At 63.7% G+C, this 17012-nt stretch carries 8 protein-coding genes; 4 read left to right on the top strand and 4 right to left on the bottom strand.

Annotated elements, in window-relative coordinates:
- The first annotated feature begins 250 nt into the window (after window positions 1-250).
- From OP04_RS46630 to OP04_RS46615, 4 genes are all read left to right on the top strand, one after another.
- A complete protein-coding gene (locus OP04_RS46630; protein ID WP_033346510.1) occupies window positions 251-496 on the top strand; it encodes a hypothetical protein in 246 nt (81 codons plus the stop codon).
- A gap of 453 nt (window positions 497-949) precedes the next feature.
- Window positions 950-3016 (top strand): GNAT family N-acetyltransferase, encoded by a 2067-nt coding sequence (locus OP04_RS46625; RefSeq protein ID WP_033346509.1) that lies wholly within the window; start codon window positions 950-952, stop codon window positions 3014-3016.
- Window positions 3013-3447, top strand: coding sequence for an ASCH domain-containing protein (locus OP04_RS46620; RefSeq protein ID WP_033346508.1), 435 nt, complete (start codon window positions 3013-3015; stop codon window positions 3445-3447). The genes OP04_RS46625 and OP04_RS46620 overlap by 4 nt, the downstream gene beginning before the upstream one ends.
- A 143-nt stretch (window positions 3448-3590) precedes the next feature.
- Window positions 3591-5195 carry an N-6 DNA methylase gene (locus tag OP04_RS46615; protein WP_033346507.1) on the top strand — a complete coding sequence of 535 codons (1605 nt, stop codon included), beginning with the start codon at window positions 3591-3593 and terminating at the stop codon, window positions 5193-5195.
- A gap of 3 nt (window positions 5196-5198) precedes the next feature.
- On the opposite strand, the gene OP04_RS46610 is transcribed toward OP04_RS46615, so the two are convergent.
- The 4 genes from OP04_RS46610 to OP04_RS46595 form a co-directional block, all read right to left on the bottom strand.
- Complete coding sequence (locus tag OP04_RS46610; RefSeq protein ID WP_033346506.1) at window positions 5199-7340, bottom strand: UvrD-helicase domain-containing protein; 2142 nt, start codon at window positions 7338-7340, stop codon at window positions 5199-5201.
- A 26-nt stretch (window positions 7341-7366) separates the two neighbouring features.
- On the bottom strand, window positions 7367-9892 hold the full coding sequence (locus OP04_RS46605) for a GmrSD restriction endonuclease domain-containing protein (protein WP_033346505.1): 2526 nt from the start codon (window positions 9890-9892) through the stop codon (window positions 7367-7369).
- 71 nt (window positions 9893-9963) lie between these two features.
- Window positions 9964-14082 carry an Eco57I restriction-modification methylase domain-containing protein gene (locus tag OP04_RS46600; RefSeq protein ID WP_033346504.1) on the bottom strand — a complete coding sequence of 1373 codons (4119 nt, stop codon included), beginning with the start codon at window positions 14080-14082 and terminating at the stop codon, window positions 9964-9966.
- Window positions 14082-16991: a DEAD/DEAH box helicase gene (locus OP04_RS46595; protein WP_033346503.1), complete on the bottom strand. Its 2910-nt coding sequence runs from the start codon at window positions 16989-16991 to the stop codon at window positions 14082-14084. The genes OP04_RS46600 and OP04_RS46595 overlap by 1 nt, the downstream gene beginning before the upstream one ends.
- Window positions 16992-17012: the final 21 nt, after the last annotated feature.

Below are 17012 nucleotides of genomic sequence, written 5' to 3'. Positions count from 1 at the left end.
TGCACGTTCAGCTGCTCGGCCAACCGGCGAATCGTCGGCTTCGGCTCCGACTCGCGATACAGACGCACGGCACGTGCCCTGAGTTCGTCGGGGTACTTCTTCGGTGCGGCCACGGATACTTCCTCCCCATGATCAGTCGATCATGCTTGAGAAGCTCCGCCAAACCGGGGGGGGGGGGAACTCACGTCATGGATCCGCAAGGATCGACGCTCGTACGATCGGGACGGCCTTGCTGACCAAGGGACGTGCGATGACCTACGACGAAAATCTACAGTGGCCCGCGTCGGAGTACATTGGACGCGAGCATCGCAACGTGGATTGGGGAGATATCGATTACCAGGTCGACAGCGAAACGGCCGAGCGCATCGTCGAGCTGCGCCGGATCGAACAGCTCGACGACCCGATCGATATCAGTACACGCCTGGCCCGAGAGGGCCACACCGCCTCGCCAGCGACCGTCGAGTGGGTGCTCGAGCAGAGCGTCGAGCAGTCGTAACCACCCGCCACAGGTGCAGCGGCCCAGATGGTGGCCACCTGCTTCGTTTGGATGGGCGAGCAGGTGTGGCCTCTACGAGCTGCACCTCGATCCGGTGCAACCATTCGCCTCCCAGCAGCAACCGCATCCCGGACAACCAACCGGCCTCGTCGGCCTGCACCATACACTCAACACCAAGCTCGTGGCCGCCGTACTCGGTTTCGACCCGCGGGCCCCGTTCCTATCTCAATCATCCATCCGTGGTCGGACAACGCCGACAGCGCAGACACAGACAGGCGAATCCTGAACGGTCGACGCGGCCGTGGCGGGCGTTGGTTCTGGCGAAGCTCCTCTCGGCCGAACAGTGGGTCATGGCATCAGCCCAGCAGCATGAGCCTGGGTGATCAGAAAGCCGACCACGAATCAACCGATCGCCATCTACACAGCTAGTCCTAGATTCGACACAATGCGTGAATGTCGTCTCTCCCTTCAGAGCCGAATCCAGCGCTTCGCCTGGTTGCCGCACGTGCGGGCAGCGACGCCGTCGAGCAGGCGATCCGGCTTGGCAACACGGCACGTTCGACGCTCGGTCACCTGGCGTTCGCCGTCTACGACGATGCCGCGGCGAAGGGCTGTCTTCGCGTGGCATACCAGGGTGAACGGGCGGTGGCGTATGCGCTGTACGGCCTGGGCCGGGGGCGCGTCAGACTGACGCACCTATGTGTGGACGAGAAGTTTCGGGGACACGGCTTCGCGCGGATCCTCGTGGACGACATCAGTCAGCGACATGCCGAGTACCGGGGCATCCTGGTGCGCTGCCGCCATGACTATGGCCTGGCCGAAATGTGGATCAGTCTGGGCTTCACCAGCATCGGCGAGAAAGCCGGCCGGGGCCGTGACCGCGAGCCGATTGTGGAATGGTGGCGCGATCACGGCCATCCCAACCTGTTCACCGTCGACGCCGAGACCGTTCTCGTCCGCGCCGCGATCGATTTGAACATCCTTCGCGATCTCGCAGAGTCGGCGCGAGGAGACCGCGAAGACTCATTGTCGCTGCTCAGCGACCAGATGGCGGGGCGCCTGGAGTTGGTGCGCACTGCGGCTCTCGATCGGGAGATCGCCACCATGAACGGCGATCTGCGCGCCCGGTGCTCGCGCACCGCGCAACCGTTCCCGTCAGTCCGTGCGGACGGGACCTTCACCTCGCAGCTCAGGGCGCAGTTGACGGTGGAGGGAAAGAAGACACATCCGGACTATCCACGGAACGCCAACGATCGGTTCGACCTCGCGCACGTGGCGGATGCCGCAGCGTCGGGAGTCAAGGTTCTGATCACCAAAGACAGCGACCTCACGCGGACGCTCGGCCCAGCTGCAGCAGACCACGGCGTGCGGATTCTGCGCCCGAGTGACGTGGTCGTTCACCTGGATGAGTTGGAGAGAGCGGAGTCGTACCGCCCGGTGGATCTGCTGGCCACGGGCTACGTACGGCATCTGATCGGCAGCGGCCACGACGATTCCACCGCCGTGCTCGCCAATCGGCGGGGCGGTGAGAGCCCCAAGCATTTGCTTCAGGCTATGCGGAAACTCGCGCTCGGCAAACACGACCGCATCGGCGTCTACGGGCCCGACGGAAGCATCGACGGGCTGTACGGGCTGGTCACGACGCCGGATAAACTTGTGGTGCCGCTGCTGCGCGTCACGGACGCACCTATCGGAGATACCCTGGCGCGCCAGTTGCTGTTCCTTGTCAGGCAACAGGCGCGTGATGCCGGCAGGCATGTCGTTCGCATTACCGACGGGTATGCGTCGTCGCAGGTCAGGTCCGCCGCGTTGACTGACGGTTTCGTCGGCGACGGACAGGACCTCGTTGCCTATGTGCTTCCGGCGGTCGGTACGGCAGGAGAGGTCGAACACCAGGCGGTCGTGGCGGCGCGCCGTGCCGGGCTCATCGAGCCGGCTACCTTACGATCCGGTATGCCCTCGTTGGTGGCCTCTGAGCTGGAACGCGCATGGTGGCCCGCGAAGATCATCGACAGCCGGCTGCCGACCTATCTCCTGCCGATCCAGCAGGCGTACTCCGCCGACCTTCTCGGCGTACCGGCCGGGCTTCTCCCGCGCCAGAACCACCTCGGCCTCAACCGAGAGCACGTCTACTACCGCAGCCCACGAGGTCTGCGCTTCTCCGCGCCGGCCCGGCTGCTGTGGTACATGAGCGCCACCGGCCCCACCACAGCCGCACCCCCAGGCGTCGTCGCCTGCTCGGCGCTCGACTCCGTCGTTGAAGGTTCGCCCGACGACCTGCACAGCAGGTTCCGGCATCTTGGGGTCTGGGACCGGTCCTCAGTCTGGGGCGTTGCCCGGGAGCAACGAGCGCAGGCGTTGAGGTTCACCAATACCGAGATTCTCGCCCGGCCGGTGCCACGCCGCCGCCTTGCCGATCTTCTGCGTCAACACGGACTGGCGGCGCAGGCTCCACAAGGTCCAATGAGGGTTCCGGCTGCGCTCTTCGCAGCGATATATAGAGAAGGTGTTGAACGGTGACGAGTCCGAAGACGCTGCTTCTGTCGCTTCGCCCGCGGTTCGCCGCGGCGATCCTGGACGGCACCAAGACGATCGAGATCAGGCGCCGGCCGGTCAACGCCCTGCCAGGAACTCCGGTCATCCTGTACGCCAGTAGCCCTGTCATGGCCATCGTCGGCACCGCCCGCCTCCGAACGGTCGAGTCCATGCCCGCCGACATGGCCTGGCAACGCTTCCAGAGCAGCTTCGCGCTGAACCGGCCGGAATTCGACGCCTACCTCGACGGAGTCGATACCGCGGTCCTCCTCCACCTACGCGCCATCAACACCCTAAACGAACCGCTGCCACTACGAGGACTCCGACAGTCAGGGACATTTCAACCACCACAGAGCTTCCGGTACGTTGCGGCATCCGACCCCGCGCCCCTGCATCGTCTCGCCCTAACCGCATAGACCCCGCCCAGGCAAAAGCTTTCGCTGCCTGGTGACCGGCCCTCGGACGCGGGGCCTCTCGTAGGTTCGAAGGGCGTTGCGTCCGTTAACACTGTCATCATGAAACTCGTGGCTACATCGGGGCCTCCGTGTAGATTGGATTCGTGAGCGTCGCATCAAACGGACTCGTTTCTGCTGCTGAGGTGGCCCGCCTCGCGGGCGTCACCCGCGCAGCGGTCTCAAATTGGCGACGCCGACACGCCGACTTCCCCGCTCCGGTAGGTGGCGGACGGAACGCGCTGTTCGTACTCTCAGAGGTGAACGACTGGCTTGATCGACAACGGAAACCTAGTCAGGCTTCCGACGAGGTGCTCGTCTGGCAAGCCCTCCGGGAACGGTACGGCGACGACATCGTCACCGGTATTGCTGATGTCGCCGAACTATTCACATTAAGTGCCTCCGGCCGCCTTGATGAGACAACTCAACTACGGTTGACCGCGATGGCCGCGCAGAGCAGCCCTTCAGAGGTAATCGATGCACTCATCGAGCGATCGCTCCCCTCAGGCGGGACTTTCACGGCTCCACCCCTTGCTGCTGTCGTGTCTCGGCTCGCGAGACTCGACGCAGGCGTCATATTCGACCCGGCTTGCGGCTCGGCATCGCTCCTCTTGACCGTCGCGCCAGGCCCGAATGTGCGCGTAGTCGGTCAAGAGGTCAACGAGACTTTCGCGCGCCTAGCGACAGCGCGTGCCGCTCTTGCCAACCTCGAATTCAGTATCGTCGTCGGCGACTCGCTTCAGGCGGATGGCTGGCCTGAGCTTCGCGCCGACTTGGTGGTCTGCGATCCTCCAGTCGGCAGCACAGCGTGGGGACGAGAGAACCTCATGCTCGACCCACGGTGGGAGTTTGGTGTGCCCACCAAAGCTGAGGTCGAGCTGGCTTGGCTACAACATTGCTACGCCCATCTGGCGCCTGGTGGAACGGCGATCGTGGCGATGCCACCGTCGGTGGCGTACCGGCGGCCAGGACGTCGAATCCGGGCCGAACTTGTGCGGCGCGGAGTCCTCACACAGGTCACCGCGTTGCCGCCCGGTCTAGCCACCGCCCACTCACAACCAGTACACCTTTGGTCGGTGGTCCGACCAGGGCAGACCAGCGGCCCGGTCGCCTCGGTTCGCTTCTGCGACTTGAGCGATGTCGACCCCATGGGCTCACTGCTTCCGGACGAGCATCATGTAGCCGAGGTACCACTGGTCGACCTTCTGGACGAGGATGTCGACCTGACACCGACCCGATACACAAAGTCGACGCAGCTCGACTGGACCGCTCAGTATTCAGCCGCTCGGAAAGCTGCTCTCGATCAGCTTAGCCAGGTAGCCCGTGAGCTACCGAGTCTCACGGCAGGACCAGGAAGCCTTGAAGGTAGTTCACTGCGCGTGTCTGATCTGAGCCGCGCCGGCCTGGTCGTCATTCACGACGGAACGGTGACGTCAAACAGCGACCAGCTCGATACCGCCTTCCTACGCGGATTCCTTCACAGTTCGACAAACGTCTCTCGGGCGACCAGCGGCAGTGGCAGCTTCCGCGCCGACATCCGCGGCGCTCGCATCCCTCAAATGAGCATCGATGAGCAGCGCCGCTACGCCGTAACGTTCCAGGCGCTCGACCGGGCAGAGGAACGGCTGCGCGAGATCACTCTCACCAGTCTCGACATGATTGCCCGAGCGCGCGAGGGTCTGGCTTCCGGCACGTTGCGGCCGGAGGCTTGATTTTCAGTGATCTCGACGGACGAAAGGGCTTGGCTGCCTGCTCCAGGAGACGTGTAGCGCCTCCCTTGCACGGGTGCACGCGACGAAGAGCAGGCAGCGCTCCCTAAGGAGATCACTGTCATGTTGCACGCGGTCGACCTCGGCTGGCGTGACTTCCTTCGCGAACGGCACCGACTGAGCCGTGACCCCCGCCACAGCGACACAACGAAACTCGAGCCCTTTCATCGCATGCATGGTCGACAGCCGTACACCGTCCTCGGTCGCTGCTGGGTTGTCCTTCACTCGCACCGTCCGTACTCCGGCCGCGGACAGCGCCTCGGCGATCCGGTTCAGCAAGAGGTTGAATCGAGCGCACACCGCGATCTCGCTGCTGTTGACCCCGCCGGCCAACCACTCCTGCACCTGGGCAACCAGAGCCGCCACTTCCTCCTGCTCGCTGGCATAGCCCGAGATGTGCGGCCGGCGTCCGTGCAGCAGGGAGCGATAGCCCGCGAGAGTGTCCGAGCCCTGGCCCTCCAGGTCCGCGACCGGCGACTCGTGCATGAGGCCGGCCGACCAGCTCAAGATCTCCTCGGTGTTTCGGTAGTTGAGGCGCAATCGGCTGCTGCGTCCGGCAACCGAAATGCCCACCGATGCCAGTGAAACCCGGTTGTCGTAGATGCGTTGGTGTGGATCGCCGGTCAAGAACAGATCGTCGGGACCGGGTGCCACCGCGGCTCGCAACAGTCGCCACTGCATCGGATGCAGGTCTTGCGCTTCATCGACGACCACATGCTGGAATTCGCGCATGGCCGGCTTCGCCCCGTCGACCAGCTCTGCGGCCGTCGCGCACATTCGCAGCTGGGTGGTCTTTCCCGCAGCGCTCAACTCCCCATGAAATGCCTCGACTGCATCCCAGATTAGATCTCGTTGTGGCGCTCCGATCGCACGGCCTCGACCTCGCCGCGCAGCGGCACGGTACTCCTCGCGGGTGCGCAGGTTCTGCGCCAGGATCACATGCCGGTACTCCTGCTGGAGAAACTGCTCAGCCCACGGCAAGCCGAGCCGACGCTGAACTCGACGCCACAGCTGTCGTTCATCGACGTCGCCGATCGGGGCGGGTGCCCGGCCTGACAGTTGTTGCACGGTCCGGTACGCGTAGGCGTTGACCGTGGAGACCTCCAGCCGAGGGGGCAGAGTGTCGACGCCGAGCAGCAGAGATAGGTTCGCCCGGAGCGTGTCGGCAAGCGCGTTGGTGAACGTGGTCAGCAGGATCCGATGGTCGGGGTATCGGGCCAGGAGGTGTTTGACCCGGTGCAGCGCGACGACGGTCTTTCCGGTTCCAGGACCACCGGTCACCTGGGCTGAGCCGAGGAATGAGACACGATAGGCGACCCGCCGCTGAGACGGGTGAAGGAAGACTCGCCATGCCTCGAACGGCTTCTCCAAAGCTTCGATCAGCTCATCGGGGCTGGTGACCAGCGTGATTCGGCTGCGGGTGTTGGCGATTGCGATCGCCAGACTCTGCTCGGACTCGTCGATCGGGTCGGGTGGACGTCGTTCCGCGACGACGTCGCGGTAGACCTCTTCCGGGCTGAAGCCCTCGGCGAGGTACTGCAGCACCTCGAACTGGTCCTCGGGGAGCAGCGTGCCGAACGCGTCGAGTTGGACCTTGTCGACGATTGTGCGCACCGCTCGCAGCACCTGGTCGTCGACTCCGAGATCGCGGAGCACGCTATCGGAGTGCTTCGCGAACAGCAGCGATGGTGCCTTCGCCGCCTCCTTCTCGAGCACCGGGGTCAGCTGTTCGATCGCGACGACGTTGCGTACCTCCAGCGCCCGGGTAGCAGTATTGACGGTGTAGACCCGTTTGGCCGCCCATCCGTATGCGTCGTCATGAGGCACCACGTTGAGCAGGAGGAAGGTCTCACTACCGTCGTCCGGAGCGAGGACGACACCGCGCCAGAAGTCGGTGATCCGGATGGTCCGCATCCGAGCGTCACGCGAGTTGTTGACCGACTCCAGATGCAGTCCCTTATCTGCATAGAGCTCGGCAACTGTCAGCTGTTGAAATTTCGCCATCGCCTTGCGCACGCCGGCCTTCATCGGCTTTTCCAGAACGTCATAGCTCTGCCAAAAGCTGGTGGCGAAGGCAAGCTGCGGCACGTCACACCCTCCGTGGTGATCGACGATTAGACGGTGACGATACTGTCCTGCTCGGTCAGGTGGGCTTGCTCGTAGAACCATTGCAGGCTCTCCAGCAGGATGTCGGCGGCGCCGGGAGTAGTGAGGACTTTCAGTGGAAAACCCGGGCGCAGGGTCAGCTTTGCGGCGGCGATCTCGACCCCCGGCACCCGGTTGAGCCGCTGTCGAAGCTGCTCCCGCAACGCCGGATCGTCGAACGGAGCACGGCTGCTCAGATGCTGGAACACCACCTCGAACTTGCCGCTCGGGTAGATGGTCGCCGGCCAGATGTCACCCTCGGTATGCCCTCTCTCGCGGGCCATCAGGAAGCACGACGTCTCAGCGGCCTCACCGTAGAGCAGACTGCCGCCCAACTCGGACCAGCGGTCGAGCAACGCCAGAGTCGCCCCGGCAACCCTGCCATCCTGAAGCACACCCATCTGCTCGGCGAAACGCTCGGCCCGCAGCTTCGCCTCCGCCAACCGAGGCCGAGGCATCCTCTGGGGTAGGTCTTCCGGGGCAGCGCCGCTCAGTTGAGCCAGCTCTTCGAGGTCGATGCGCTGGGCGGGATTGGCCACGCCCTGTTCGCTGAACGCCACGCCCTCCGAGGTCAACACCTTCATGGGGTCGTCAGTTCGGCCGTCCGGCCAGCGGAAACCACCCGCGACGGTCCCCTCGGCCTGCAGCACCCGGTGGGCGTTCGGGACGGGGTGGGCGCGTAGGCGGTTGCCGACCGGCTGCGGCGCGGTGCCGATCAGCGCAGCGAGATCACCGTACGTCGTCCAGGCACCCGCGGGCATCGCGGCGAGGGCCTTGGTCATGAGGTCCCAGCGGACCTCGTTCTGATCGGTCGTCTGCGCGGTCGGACCCGGCCAATATGCGATGATCCGTTCGGCGAGCGACTCGGCACGGGCTCGAATCTGCGGCCGGCCCCAGCGCTCGCTGTCGATGATGTCCTGAGTCAGCCGCAGGCCGCTCTTGGCCAGTTGCACCCGTTTGACGGGGAACGGGCTGTTACCCAGTTCGGCGTTGTAGCCGGTCAGGGTCAGATTACCCAGGGTATGCACCAGGGCGTCGTGGACCTCGGTGACGTTTTCGTCCGGATTGAGGTCCGCGGCGAGCATGCGCTGCCACTCCGGACCGATCTTCTGCGGCAACACGTGCTCGATGGTCAGCTTGCCCAGCGAGACGGGCTCCTTGCTGCCGTACGACTCCTCCAGCCAGCGCATCACCAGGGTCCGCTGTGCGGCCCGCCCGTTCGTATAGAACGGCAGCGTCCGGACAGCGTTGCGGACATCGTTGTCAGTGGCGTAGTACTTGCGGCCGGCCGAGAGGTAGGCGTGCACCGCCTGATCGACTGGCAGGTCCTTGTCCATCTCGGTGACGATCGACAGCAGGTTCCGGTTGATGTTCGCGGTGGCCCGGCCGATCAGCAGGCGCCGGACCAGGAAACTCTCCACATAGTGCAGTGCGGCGGCCACCTGGCTGCTGGTCGCGGTCTTCTGGCTGCGCCGGTCCAGCAGATGCAGTACAACCGGGTACACCGTCGTCGTACCCCACACATAGAGACGTTCGAGCCGGAAACGTACCGCCGGGTCCTGCTCCTCCTGGGGGTGCAGGATGAGCCGCAGCAGCTCACCGAGCCGACCGAACCGGCGCACCTCCGCCTCGACCTGATCCTCGGTGTCCAACCGGTCGAGTTGGGCCTGCTGCCGCGCGTAGGTGTCGCTCTGCGTGACGCGGACGTCCCGGTGAACCAGGTCGAGCCAGAACAGCAGCTCCAGCTCTGCCGGAGTGAGCCGCTCCTGCAACGGCAGCCAGTGCGCGTCGTAGACAGCCCTGCCCCGGCTCGGCAGCCGCATGAACAGGTAGTTGCGCAGCAGGTCGGCCTGGGTCAGCTTGAGACCGGTGTTGTTCAGCGACTCGAAGATCCGGTACACGTTGTCACCGGCCTGCGCGGTGACCGACACCAACCCTAGACCGAAGATCACCGCCTCTTCGAGTCGCTGGATCTCCGACGCCACGTCCGGCTCGGCCAGCTTCGCGCAGAAGTAGCGGTACGCGGCGCCGACCAAACCCTCGCCGGCCAGAGCCGAAGAATCCACGCATGCGACGTACGCCTCCAGATCGGCCTGGGTCGGGACGAGCTTGAGCCGACGCTGCGGAGCGTACTTATTGATCAGGTACTGCTCGTTGAGCCGGCCCTCATGCTCGACGCCCTCGGTGACAACCCGGTGATCACGGATCGCACAGAGCAGGATCGAGAGGGTAGTGAGGCGCTGCTGACCATCGACCACCAGGAAATCCTGTACGCCGGCCGGCCCGTTCTGAGGACTGGGCGCGAGCACCAAAGACCCGATGAAGTGCGTGGCCTTCGGGTTGCCCACCCGATCTTCGGCGAGCCGGAGAAGGTCATCCCACAAGCGTTCCAGGTGGTGCTCGGTCCACGAGTAGGTGCGCTGATAGAGCGGCACCTGATATTGCCTGGCGCCTTCGAGCAGACCTTGCAGGGTGGTCTCGGCTGCCACAACCATCGGAGGTGATCACCTTCATCTATTCCAGCCCGTTGCGGGCGACGTCGTTGTCGGGAGCGGGATGATGCCGGTCACTGCGCGGGGTGCCGCGGACCGTGCCCGGGTGGTGGGTTCAACGTCGAGGTGTAATTCTCGCCGTCGAGCGGCTGCGTAAGGCTCAGCCCGGCGGACGCCATCCGCTCATACTCAGCCAGCACCATTTCCTTGGTCCGGTACGAGCCGTACTTCGCAATCTCGTTGTTCTTCAAACCACCATTCTCGGTCTGGAAGCTCTCCAGGATATAGTCAACGTCCTTACGGACAATTCCATATAAGTGAAAGCAATACGCGTCCAGCTCTGCTCGGATGTGCGCACGCCGCTCCTCGTCCCAACGGAAGGGGGAAGTCCCGGCTGCATCGCCAAGGTCCATCGCGATCCCGACCATGTCCCACGTCGTATAGGTGAGTTCCTTCACACGCGGAACAAAGAACGAAGTATGGTCAGCCAGAACAGCAGGCGCGGGCACCGGAAGCTGCTTCCACACGAACTGTTTTAGGTGGGCACCACTGACTTTTTGACGACTCACGTAGTCGAATACTAGCGAGCTCTGCACGGCAATCAGGGCAGCAGCAAGTACAGGAGAGACCCGCGGGAGCATCAGTGGAAAAGTCTCCACAACGGCGGTGCGCGGCAGAAAGGCCGGGATAGCCGTTCTCTCATCGGTAGTGCGGCAGATGTCACGCCAACCGCATAGCCACTGCCGATCCCAGGCAACATCACCTAGTCGGATTTCCACACCGGGCACACGCATTTCTTTTCTTTTTCGCACCGTCTCAATTAGACCATTTTCTGCAACCCAATAACGCGGCATTGCCTGATTCGAAGAATCAAACTTGCCTTCGATTGAGACTCTTTCGCGCTCTTCGTTGCCCTCTCCAAAAAATGAATTCCACCGATGATCGAAGTGATGAACCATCTTGCCTTCATAGAGGGGGAGCATTCTGTCATCGCCGCGAACAAAAAAGTTCCCCCGATCAATCGCCCAGCCGTCAGCTTCAAGAAAATCGCGATTTCGAAATAGATCCGAGTCATCTGTAGTATGAAATGGAGTTGGAACGAAATCGATTGGCCAACCTTTCCGATCACCACCCGCCTCGGCAACAAGGACCGGCATCCGGCGATATATGTCGAGCGTAAGATCAGCGTCTCGACGACTTCGAAAAATCGGCAGGTTTCCCGTATTGGGACTCATCAATTTGATCTCATCCGGACTGAGAGCAAAGATCCGGGAAACATCTTCAAGCTCAGCGGGGTCTGACATAAAGAAAGCAAACCGTGATACAGGTTCACTCAAAGAAGTTCCGGTAAGCGACAGTAGGCAGAACTTATAGCGAGAATCCACGCCAACAAAGAGCGGCTTCCTATTATCAAAATCATACAGTGCCGAGACTGCACCGCGAGCGGTGAAATTTGCAAAAAGATACTGCGCCGCCGCGCCGGTCGCAATAGCAGTCGGGATGATAAATCCAATTCTGCCAGTGGCTTTCACTAGTGCGGACGCTCGCTCAGCGAAAAGCTGATCGATCTGCAACATGGTTACGCCCTTGACCGTGAGACCCTTTGAGCACATAGGGAAAATCCCGGAGTCGCCAGCGAAGTGGAAAGTGGCCTTCACAGTGCGACGGGCTTCCCGGTAGCGCTGTCCACCAGCTGGATTCTCGACCTCCCACTCCTCGATCCGGTTACGCCGAGCCACACCGGCAACAGCAGCAATCGCGGGTTTGACTACACTAAAATATTTCTTGTCTTCAAAGTCGACCTTGTCCCACGGCGGATTTCCCAGCACACAGGAGAATCCTCCGTCCCATCCAACAGCCCGGTCAATATGGTCTTCGGCAGATTCCTCCGACACAGCGAAGATCTCCGGGAAGACGAGATGCCAGTGAAAGAAGCTGTACTGACTACGGAGCCGTTCGATCTCCTGGAGTGTCTCCGCCGGCGCGGCACCTTTGGCGTCGCCCTGTAGGTTTACGAAGACCTCGTGGGTAATTGGGGCGGGTGCTTCTTTAGCCTTGTGCCAGGCAAAGGCAGCACACCAGGCGTCGGCCACCCGAACGGCCTTCTGATAGTCGTCGGAGCGGGTCCAGCTCTGGTACGCATCCGCCTGCCGACGGACATCTCGGAGGCTGTCGACGGCTACGCTGGTGATTTTCTGGAGTTCGCTGGCGAATCCAGTGTTCGCCGTGACTGCCTGGCGAAGCAGCTTATCGGTGCTGAGCTGCCCGGACCGTTCCTGGGCGTTACGTCGTCCCAAAGCCGCGGCAAACTGCGCGTTGTCGCCCTCGACCGGTTTGAATGCCTTGTCCGGAATGCCGTCACGTAGCAGCGCGGGCGTCGCCCCGATGAGGGCGTTGCCGTGCCGCAGATGTGCATCAAGGAAGCCGAGCGGCTTGCCTGGCTCCAGTGCCTCCAACCACAGCGAGACCTTCGCGAGTTCAATGGCCATCGGGTTCAAGTCCACCCCGTAGAGGCATCGGGCGACCACCTCATGCAGGGCATGCCGTACCGAATCCAAGGTTGGTTCCGGATTACTCTCCCGAACCGCGGCAACGCGCTTGGCGATCCGGCGAGCCGCCGCTACGAGGAAGTGGCCGGAACCACACGCCGGGTCGCAGACCGTCAGGGAGAGCAGCTCGTCGACGACGAACCGTGCCGTGTCAGGGCTCCCAACCCGCGCCGCCTTCTGCTCGCCACGCCGCTGCGCGTCGTCAATGACCGGGTCAAGGGAGGTATCCAGTACCCTTTCGATCAGCGACGTCGGCGTGTAATAGGAACCAGTATTCTTGCGATCGTTGCCGAGCCTATTGACCAGTTCAAACGTAGCCTCATCAGCACTGTACTTTGGTACGAGTTCAAGTAGCGACTCGTAGATGGAGCCCAGTTCCTCGGCACCCATGTTGCGGTAGTCGACCTGCCGCCAGCGACCGGATTTTTCGTCGCGTACCCGGCATAGCTGGCGTACCGCTTCGAGAATATCGGCGTTGGCAAGTAACAATTCATGCAATGGTGCGTCGGCCGTGCCGTTGTCGAAAAGCCCGCCAAGACCGGGCAGACCCAACTCGGGTCGGCCATGTTCGTTACCCAACGCGTCCAAAACAATCCTCAACGCCTGGTAGAGATCGGTGTGGCTAGTGCCACGGCGGCGTAGGGCTTGGCGGCGCAGCCGAGCTGAAGAGAAATAGTCCGCAAAGCGTCGGCGAACCTGTTCCGACGCGTTGGGGGCAAGCAGCGCGTCGCGGTCCTCCGCGACGAACAGAAAAATCAGGCGGTATACCAGGCGCAGCAGGGCGGTGTGCAGGGTCTCGGCGTCTAGATGTTGTCGAAGACGGCCGTTGGCGGGGTGGCGAAGGAAGCCGGTGCCCAGGGTGGTGATGGCGTTCTGGACGCCGTCACGCAAGTGGTCCAACGCACGGGTGCCAGAGGCGATCGCCTCGACGCGCCATTTCTCCAGCCAGCAGCTGGCCGGCAGGGCGCCGTCGGCGATGTCGAACCGAGAGACGTGCAGCAGCCGGTAGAGCAGAACAAACTCGCTGAACAGTTCGCCGTCGAAGATGGCTTCCAGATCGAATTCGACGTACGAGGCGGTGGCCAGGGCGCTGGAGTCACGAAGCAGGCGGATCTGACGGCCGTTGGCGAGCACAGCCCACAGATGGGTGCTGGTCCGGTTGAGACACTCCTGGACCAACGATTGTGGCGGTACGGAGCCGGGCGCTGGACGCATGTCGAGCGTGGCGTTCCATCTGATGAGGTGAATCGGCACATGCTGCCAGCGGTGGCTGATCGGGAAGGCCTTCGCACCGTCGTCGGCGCTGATGCCGGCGGCACCGACCGGGGTCAGAAGCCCAAAGCCCAACGTGTTGAACAGTGGCTCCAGCCATTCCCGGACGGCGAGGCCGGTCGGGTCGGCTGGGGTATCCGCGTCGGGGGCCACCGGCAGCTTCTGCCGCAGCTCCGCCCAGATCGACTTGAGGTAGTCCCAGTGGCGCTCGGCCTCGTCGCGTACCGACCGGCTCCCAACGATCCGGTAGTCGGCAGGTGCGGAGCCGGTGACGTCCCGTCCCTCGGAGATCCGGACGAGCATGTCGGCCGGCAGCAGACCACCGATCGTGTGGACTGCGGAGAACACCTGGTTGCGGGCGGTTGCTGACATCAGGCGTTTCCTCCGGTGGCCGGCAGGTAGACGAAGGCACCGAGAACGTCGGCAGGCTTCAGGGCGGTGACGCTGACGCCGCGTACGATTTCCCCTGCGGCGCTGCGGACCCGACGGTGCGAGTCGAGCAGGTCGGCGGCGAGTACATCACCGTACGTGTCCAGATGCTCGGTGGCAGCCGGGAGATTCTCGATCAGGCGGCGGAGGGTGCTCTCCGCGAAACCGCGATCGGTGTTCTCGACCGGGGTCGCGTCAAGCAAATCCAGGGCCGCGCCGTTCGGCAGCCAGGTGGCATTTGTGGGAGCGCCCTGGAATGCTAGAAGGCGAGCGTCTTCGGCGATCAGTTGCCGGAAGTCGGCGCGGGTCGGCAGCGTCAGTTGGAAACGGTAGCGGACGAGCAGCAGGGTGGTGCGTACAGCGACCGCTCGGGTACGGATGACGCCGCAGCGACGGGCTGGGCGCCGACCGTCGATCTGCGGGTCGAGTGCCGAGTTCAGCACGTGGCTGGCGAGGGCGCTTACTACCGGGTCGGTGCGGACCAGGGCTGCCTCACCACGATCGACCGCCGGACTGGCCCTGAACGACAGTGGTGAGTTGCCCGCAGAGCCGACCAGCGGCGCCAGAGTGTCGCGTAGCCCGACTGGGCAGCCGCTGAGGTCTGCGGTGAAATCGCCGCCGGAAGCGGGAACCTCACGAAGGACGCCGTCGAGCGCGGTCAGCGACCGGCGTACGAAGTCCTGGACCTCGCTGGTCCGGCCGAGGGTCTCGCGAATCGCGGTGACTTCGCGAGCTACCTCCTCCGGATGGATCGAGCGCTGAGCAAATCGGGAACGGGAGGTTCGCTCGCGCTCGGCGGCCGAGTTCCACTCGGCGTCGAGTGCCGCCGCCCTCTCGTCGACACGACCCGGCTGAAGGTCCGCGTCGAAAAGACTCTCCTGCTGGTATGCGGGGCGGCCACGGATGAGTAGCCATTCCACTATCGCGTCGGTGACGCCGGTGGATTCGGCGTCGGGGATGCTGACGGAGACCCCGAGGTCCTTACGAATCTGTCGGTGTTTGCGGATGAGTACTTCGAGGACCTTGCCGTCGATGCCGTTGTCGGCCCCGTACAGAGTGATGACCTTGACCTCGGAGCGCTGCTGGCCGAACCGGTCGACCCGGCCTTCGCGCTGGTCGTGGCGTGTCGGGTTCCAGGCCAGGTCGTAGTGGACGACCGCGTCGAAGTGGTGCTGGAGGTTGACGCCCTCGGAAAGGCAGTCGGTCGCGATCAGGACACGGCGGGCATCGGGCTCCTCCCCTGCTTTGGTCGCGAGGGCTTCGATGCGCTGCCGGCGCTGCTGCGGCGAGAGTGTGCCGGTGACCGCCTGAATCTCGGTTTGGCGACCGAGCTTGCCATGGAGCTGCTCGGCGACGTATTCGGCAGTCGGGATGTAACGGCAGAAGACGATCGGATGGTAGCCGTCGCGCAGGAGGGCCTTCAGATGCTTAATAAGAGCGGCCAGCTTGAGATCTTCGGCGGGCCCTTCGAGTTGTGCAGCGCGCTCGGCCAGTTCGGCAAGCCTGGATTCGCTGGCTGGTGTCTGTGCTCCCGGCGCGACGTCGAGCCCTTCGAGGCTGTCGCTGTCTGCGGAGTCGCTGATCAGCGGTGCGCCGAGCTGGTCAGCCTCGACGGCGCTGTTCGCCGCGGCAGCCGCCGACCTGGTGCGCAGCGTCTGGGCTGCTGCCCGTGGGGACGAGACCAGCGATCGCAGCAGTGCAATCGCGGACCACCAGGCGATCCGGGCCTCGCGCTTGCCATGGGTGCCGGCGACAGCAACCTGCTCACCGGCGTACGCGATGGCGTCGTCCAGCAGGCTCCGGTAGGCGGGAGACAGCTTGTAGGTCTCGTCCTTGAAGAGCCGGTCGGCGGGAAATGACGTGGCCTCGGCGAGGGTGTCGTCCTTCAGCCCGTCTTCGACAGTGAGGTATTGACGGACATCGGCACGCTTGCGATGCACGAAGTGCTGAGCCAGAAGCCGTCGGCCGGATTCTCGATCCAGATCCACGGTCGCGAGGTCAGGCCGGAGTAGGCCGAGTAGGTTGCGGAATGCGCTCTCCTTGCCGCTGTGCGGGGTGGCGGTGACCAGCAGCAGGTGGCGCTCGGGGTCGGCAGCGACACGTTGCAGGAGCTCGAAGCGCAGCTGATTCTGTGTTGAAGTCTTCTCGTCAGCCGCGACGCAGGTATGTGCCTCGTCGACGATGACCAAGTCCGGGCAGTGCCGGACGAAATCGTCACGGTGCCGGGTCGACTTGATGAAGTCGGTTGAGACAATCACGTTGGGGTGACGATCGAACAACGACTGTCCCAGGTCGAGCCCACGCTCCAGGCGCGACACGGTCGAGGCGAGCACTAGTTCGGCGTCGATGCCGAACTTGGTGCGCAGTTCCTCCTGCCACTGTTCGGCCAGCGCCGGGGAGCAGAGCACCGCCAGTCCACGAACGCTGCCCTGGGCGAGCATCTCGGTGGCGATGAGGCCGGCTTCGACGGTCTTGCCGATGCCGACGTCGTCAGAGATCAGTAATCGGACGGTGCGTTGCCGCAGCGCCATCATCAACGGAACCAGTTGGTAGGCGCGTGGTTCGACAGCGATTCCGGCCAGTGACCGGAATGGGCCGGCGCCGGCCCGGAATCCGATTCTCAATGCGGAGCGCAACAGCCCGGCCGCATAGGCATCGCCGGCGTCCGTGGGGTCCGGCGGCGGGAACTGTGCGCCGTGCACCTCTTCGAAGCTGGGGAATACCGCGGCAATGTCGTCGTCGGCGCCACCGAGCGGGCGCAGCACCAGCATGTCGGCGGCGCTCTCGGGCAGCACTACCCAGTCCCGTCCGCGGGCCGAGACCAGCGAGCCGGGAGCGAAGGTTGAACTCATCGGTGGGTGGATCCTTCCGTA

The organism is Catenuloplanes japonicus (assembly GCF_000717135.1).
GTDB lineage: Bacteria > Actinomycetota > Actinomycetes > Mycobacteriales > Micromonosporaceae > Catenuloplanes > Catenuloplanes japonicus.
This window is presented reverse-complemented; position numbering and strand designations above follow the sequence as displayed.

Coding starts and splice junctions, on each gene's coding strand:
- OP04_RS46630 (WP_033346510.1), top strand. CDS start 251: ATGACCTACGACGAAAATCTACAGTGGCCCGCGTCGGAGTACATTGGA.
- OP04_RS46625 (WP_033346509.1), top strand. CDS start 950: ATGTCGTCTCTCCCTTCAGAGCCGAATCCAGCGCTTCGCCTGGTTGCC.
- OP04_RS46605 (WP_033346505.1), bottom strand. CDS start 9,892: ATGGTTGTGGCAGCCGAGACCACCCTGCAAGGTCTGCTCGAAGGCGCC.
- OP04_RS46600 (WP_033346504.1), bottom strand. CDS start 14,082: ATGTCAGCAACCGCCCGCAACCAGGTGTTCTCCGCAGTCCACACGATC.
- OP04_RS46595 (WP_033346503.1), bottom strand. CDS start 16,991: ATGAGTTCAACCTTCGCTCCCGGCTCGCTGGTCTCGGCCCGCGGACGG.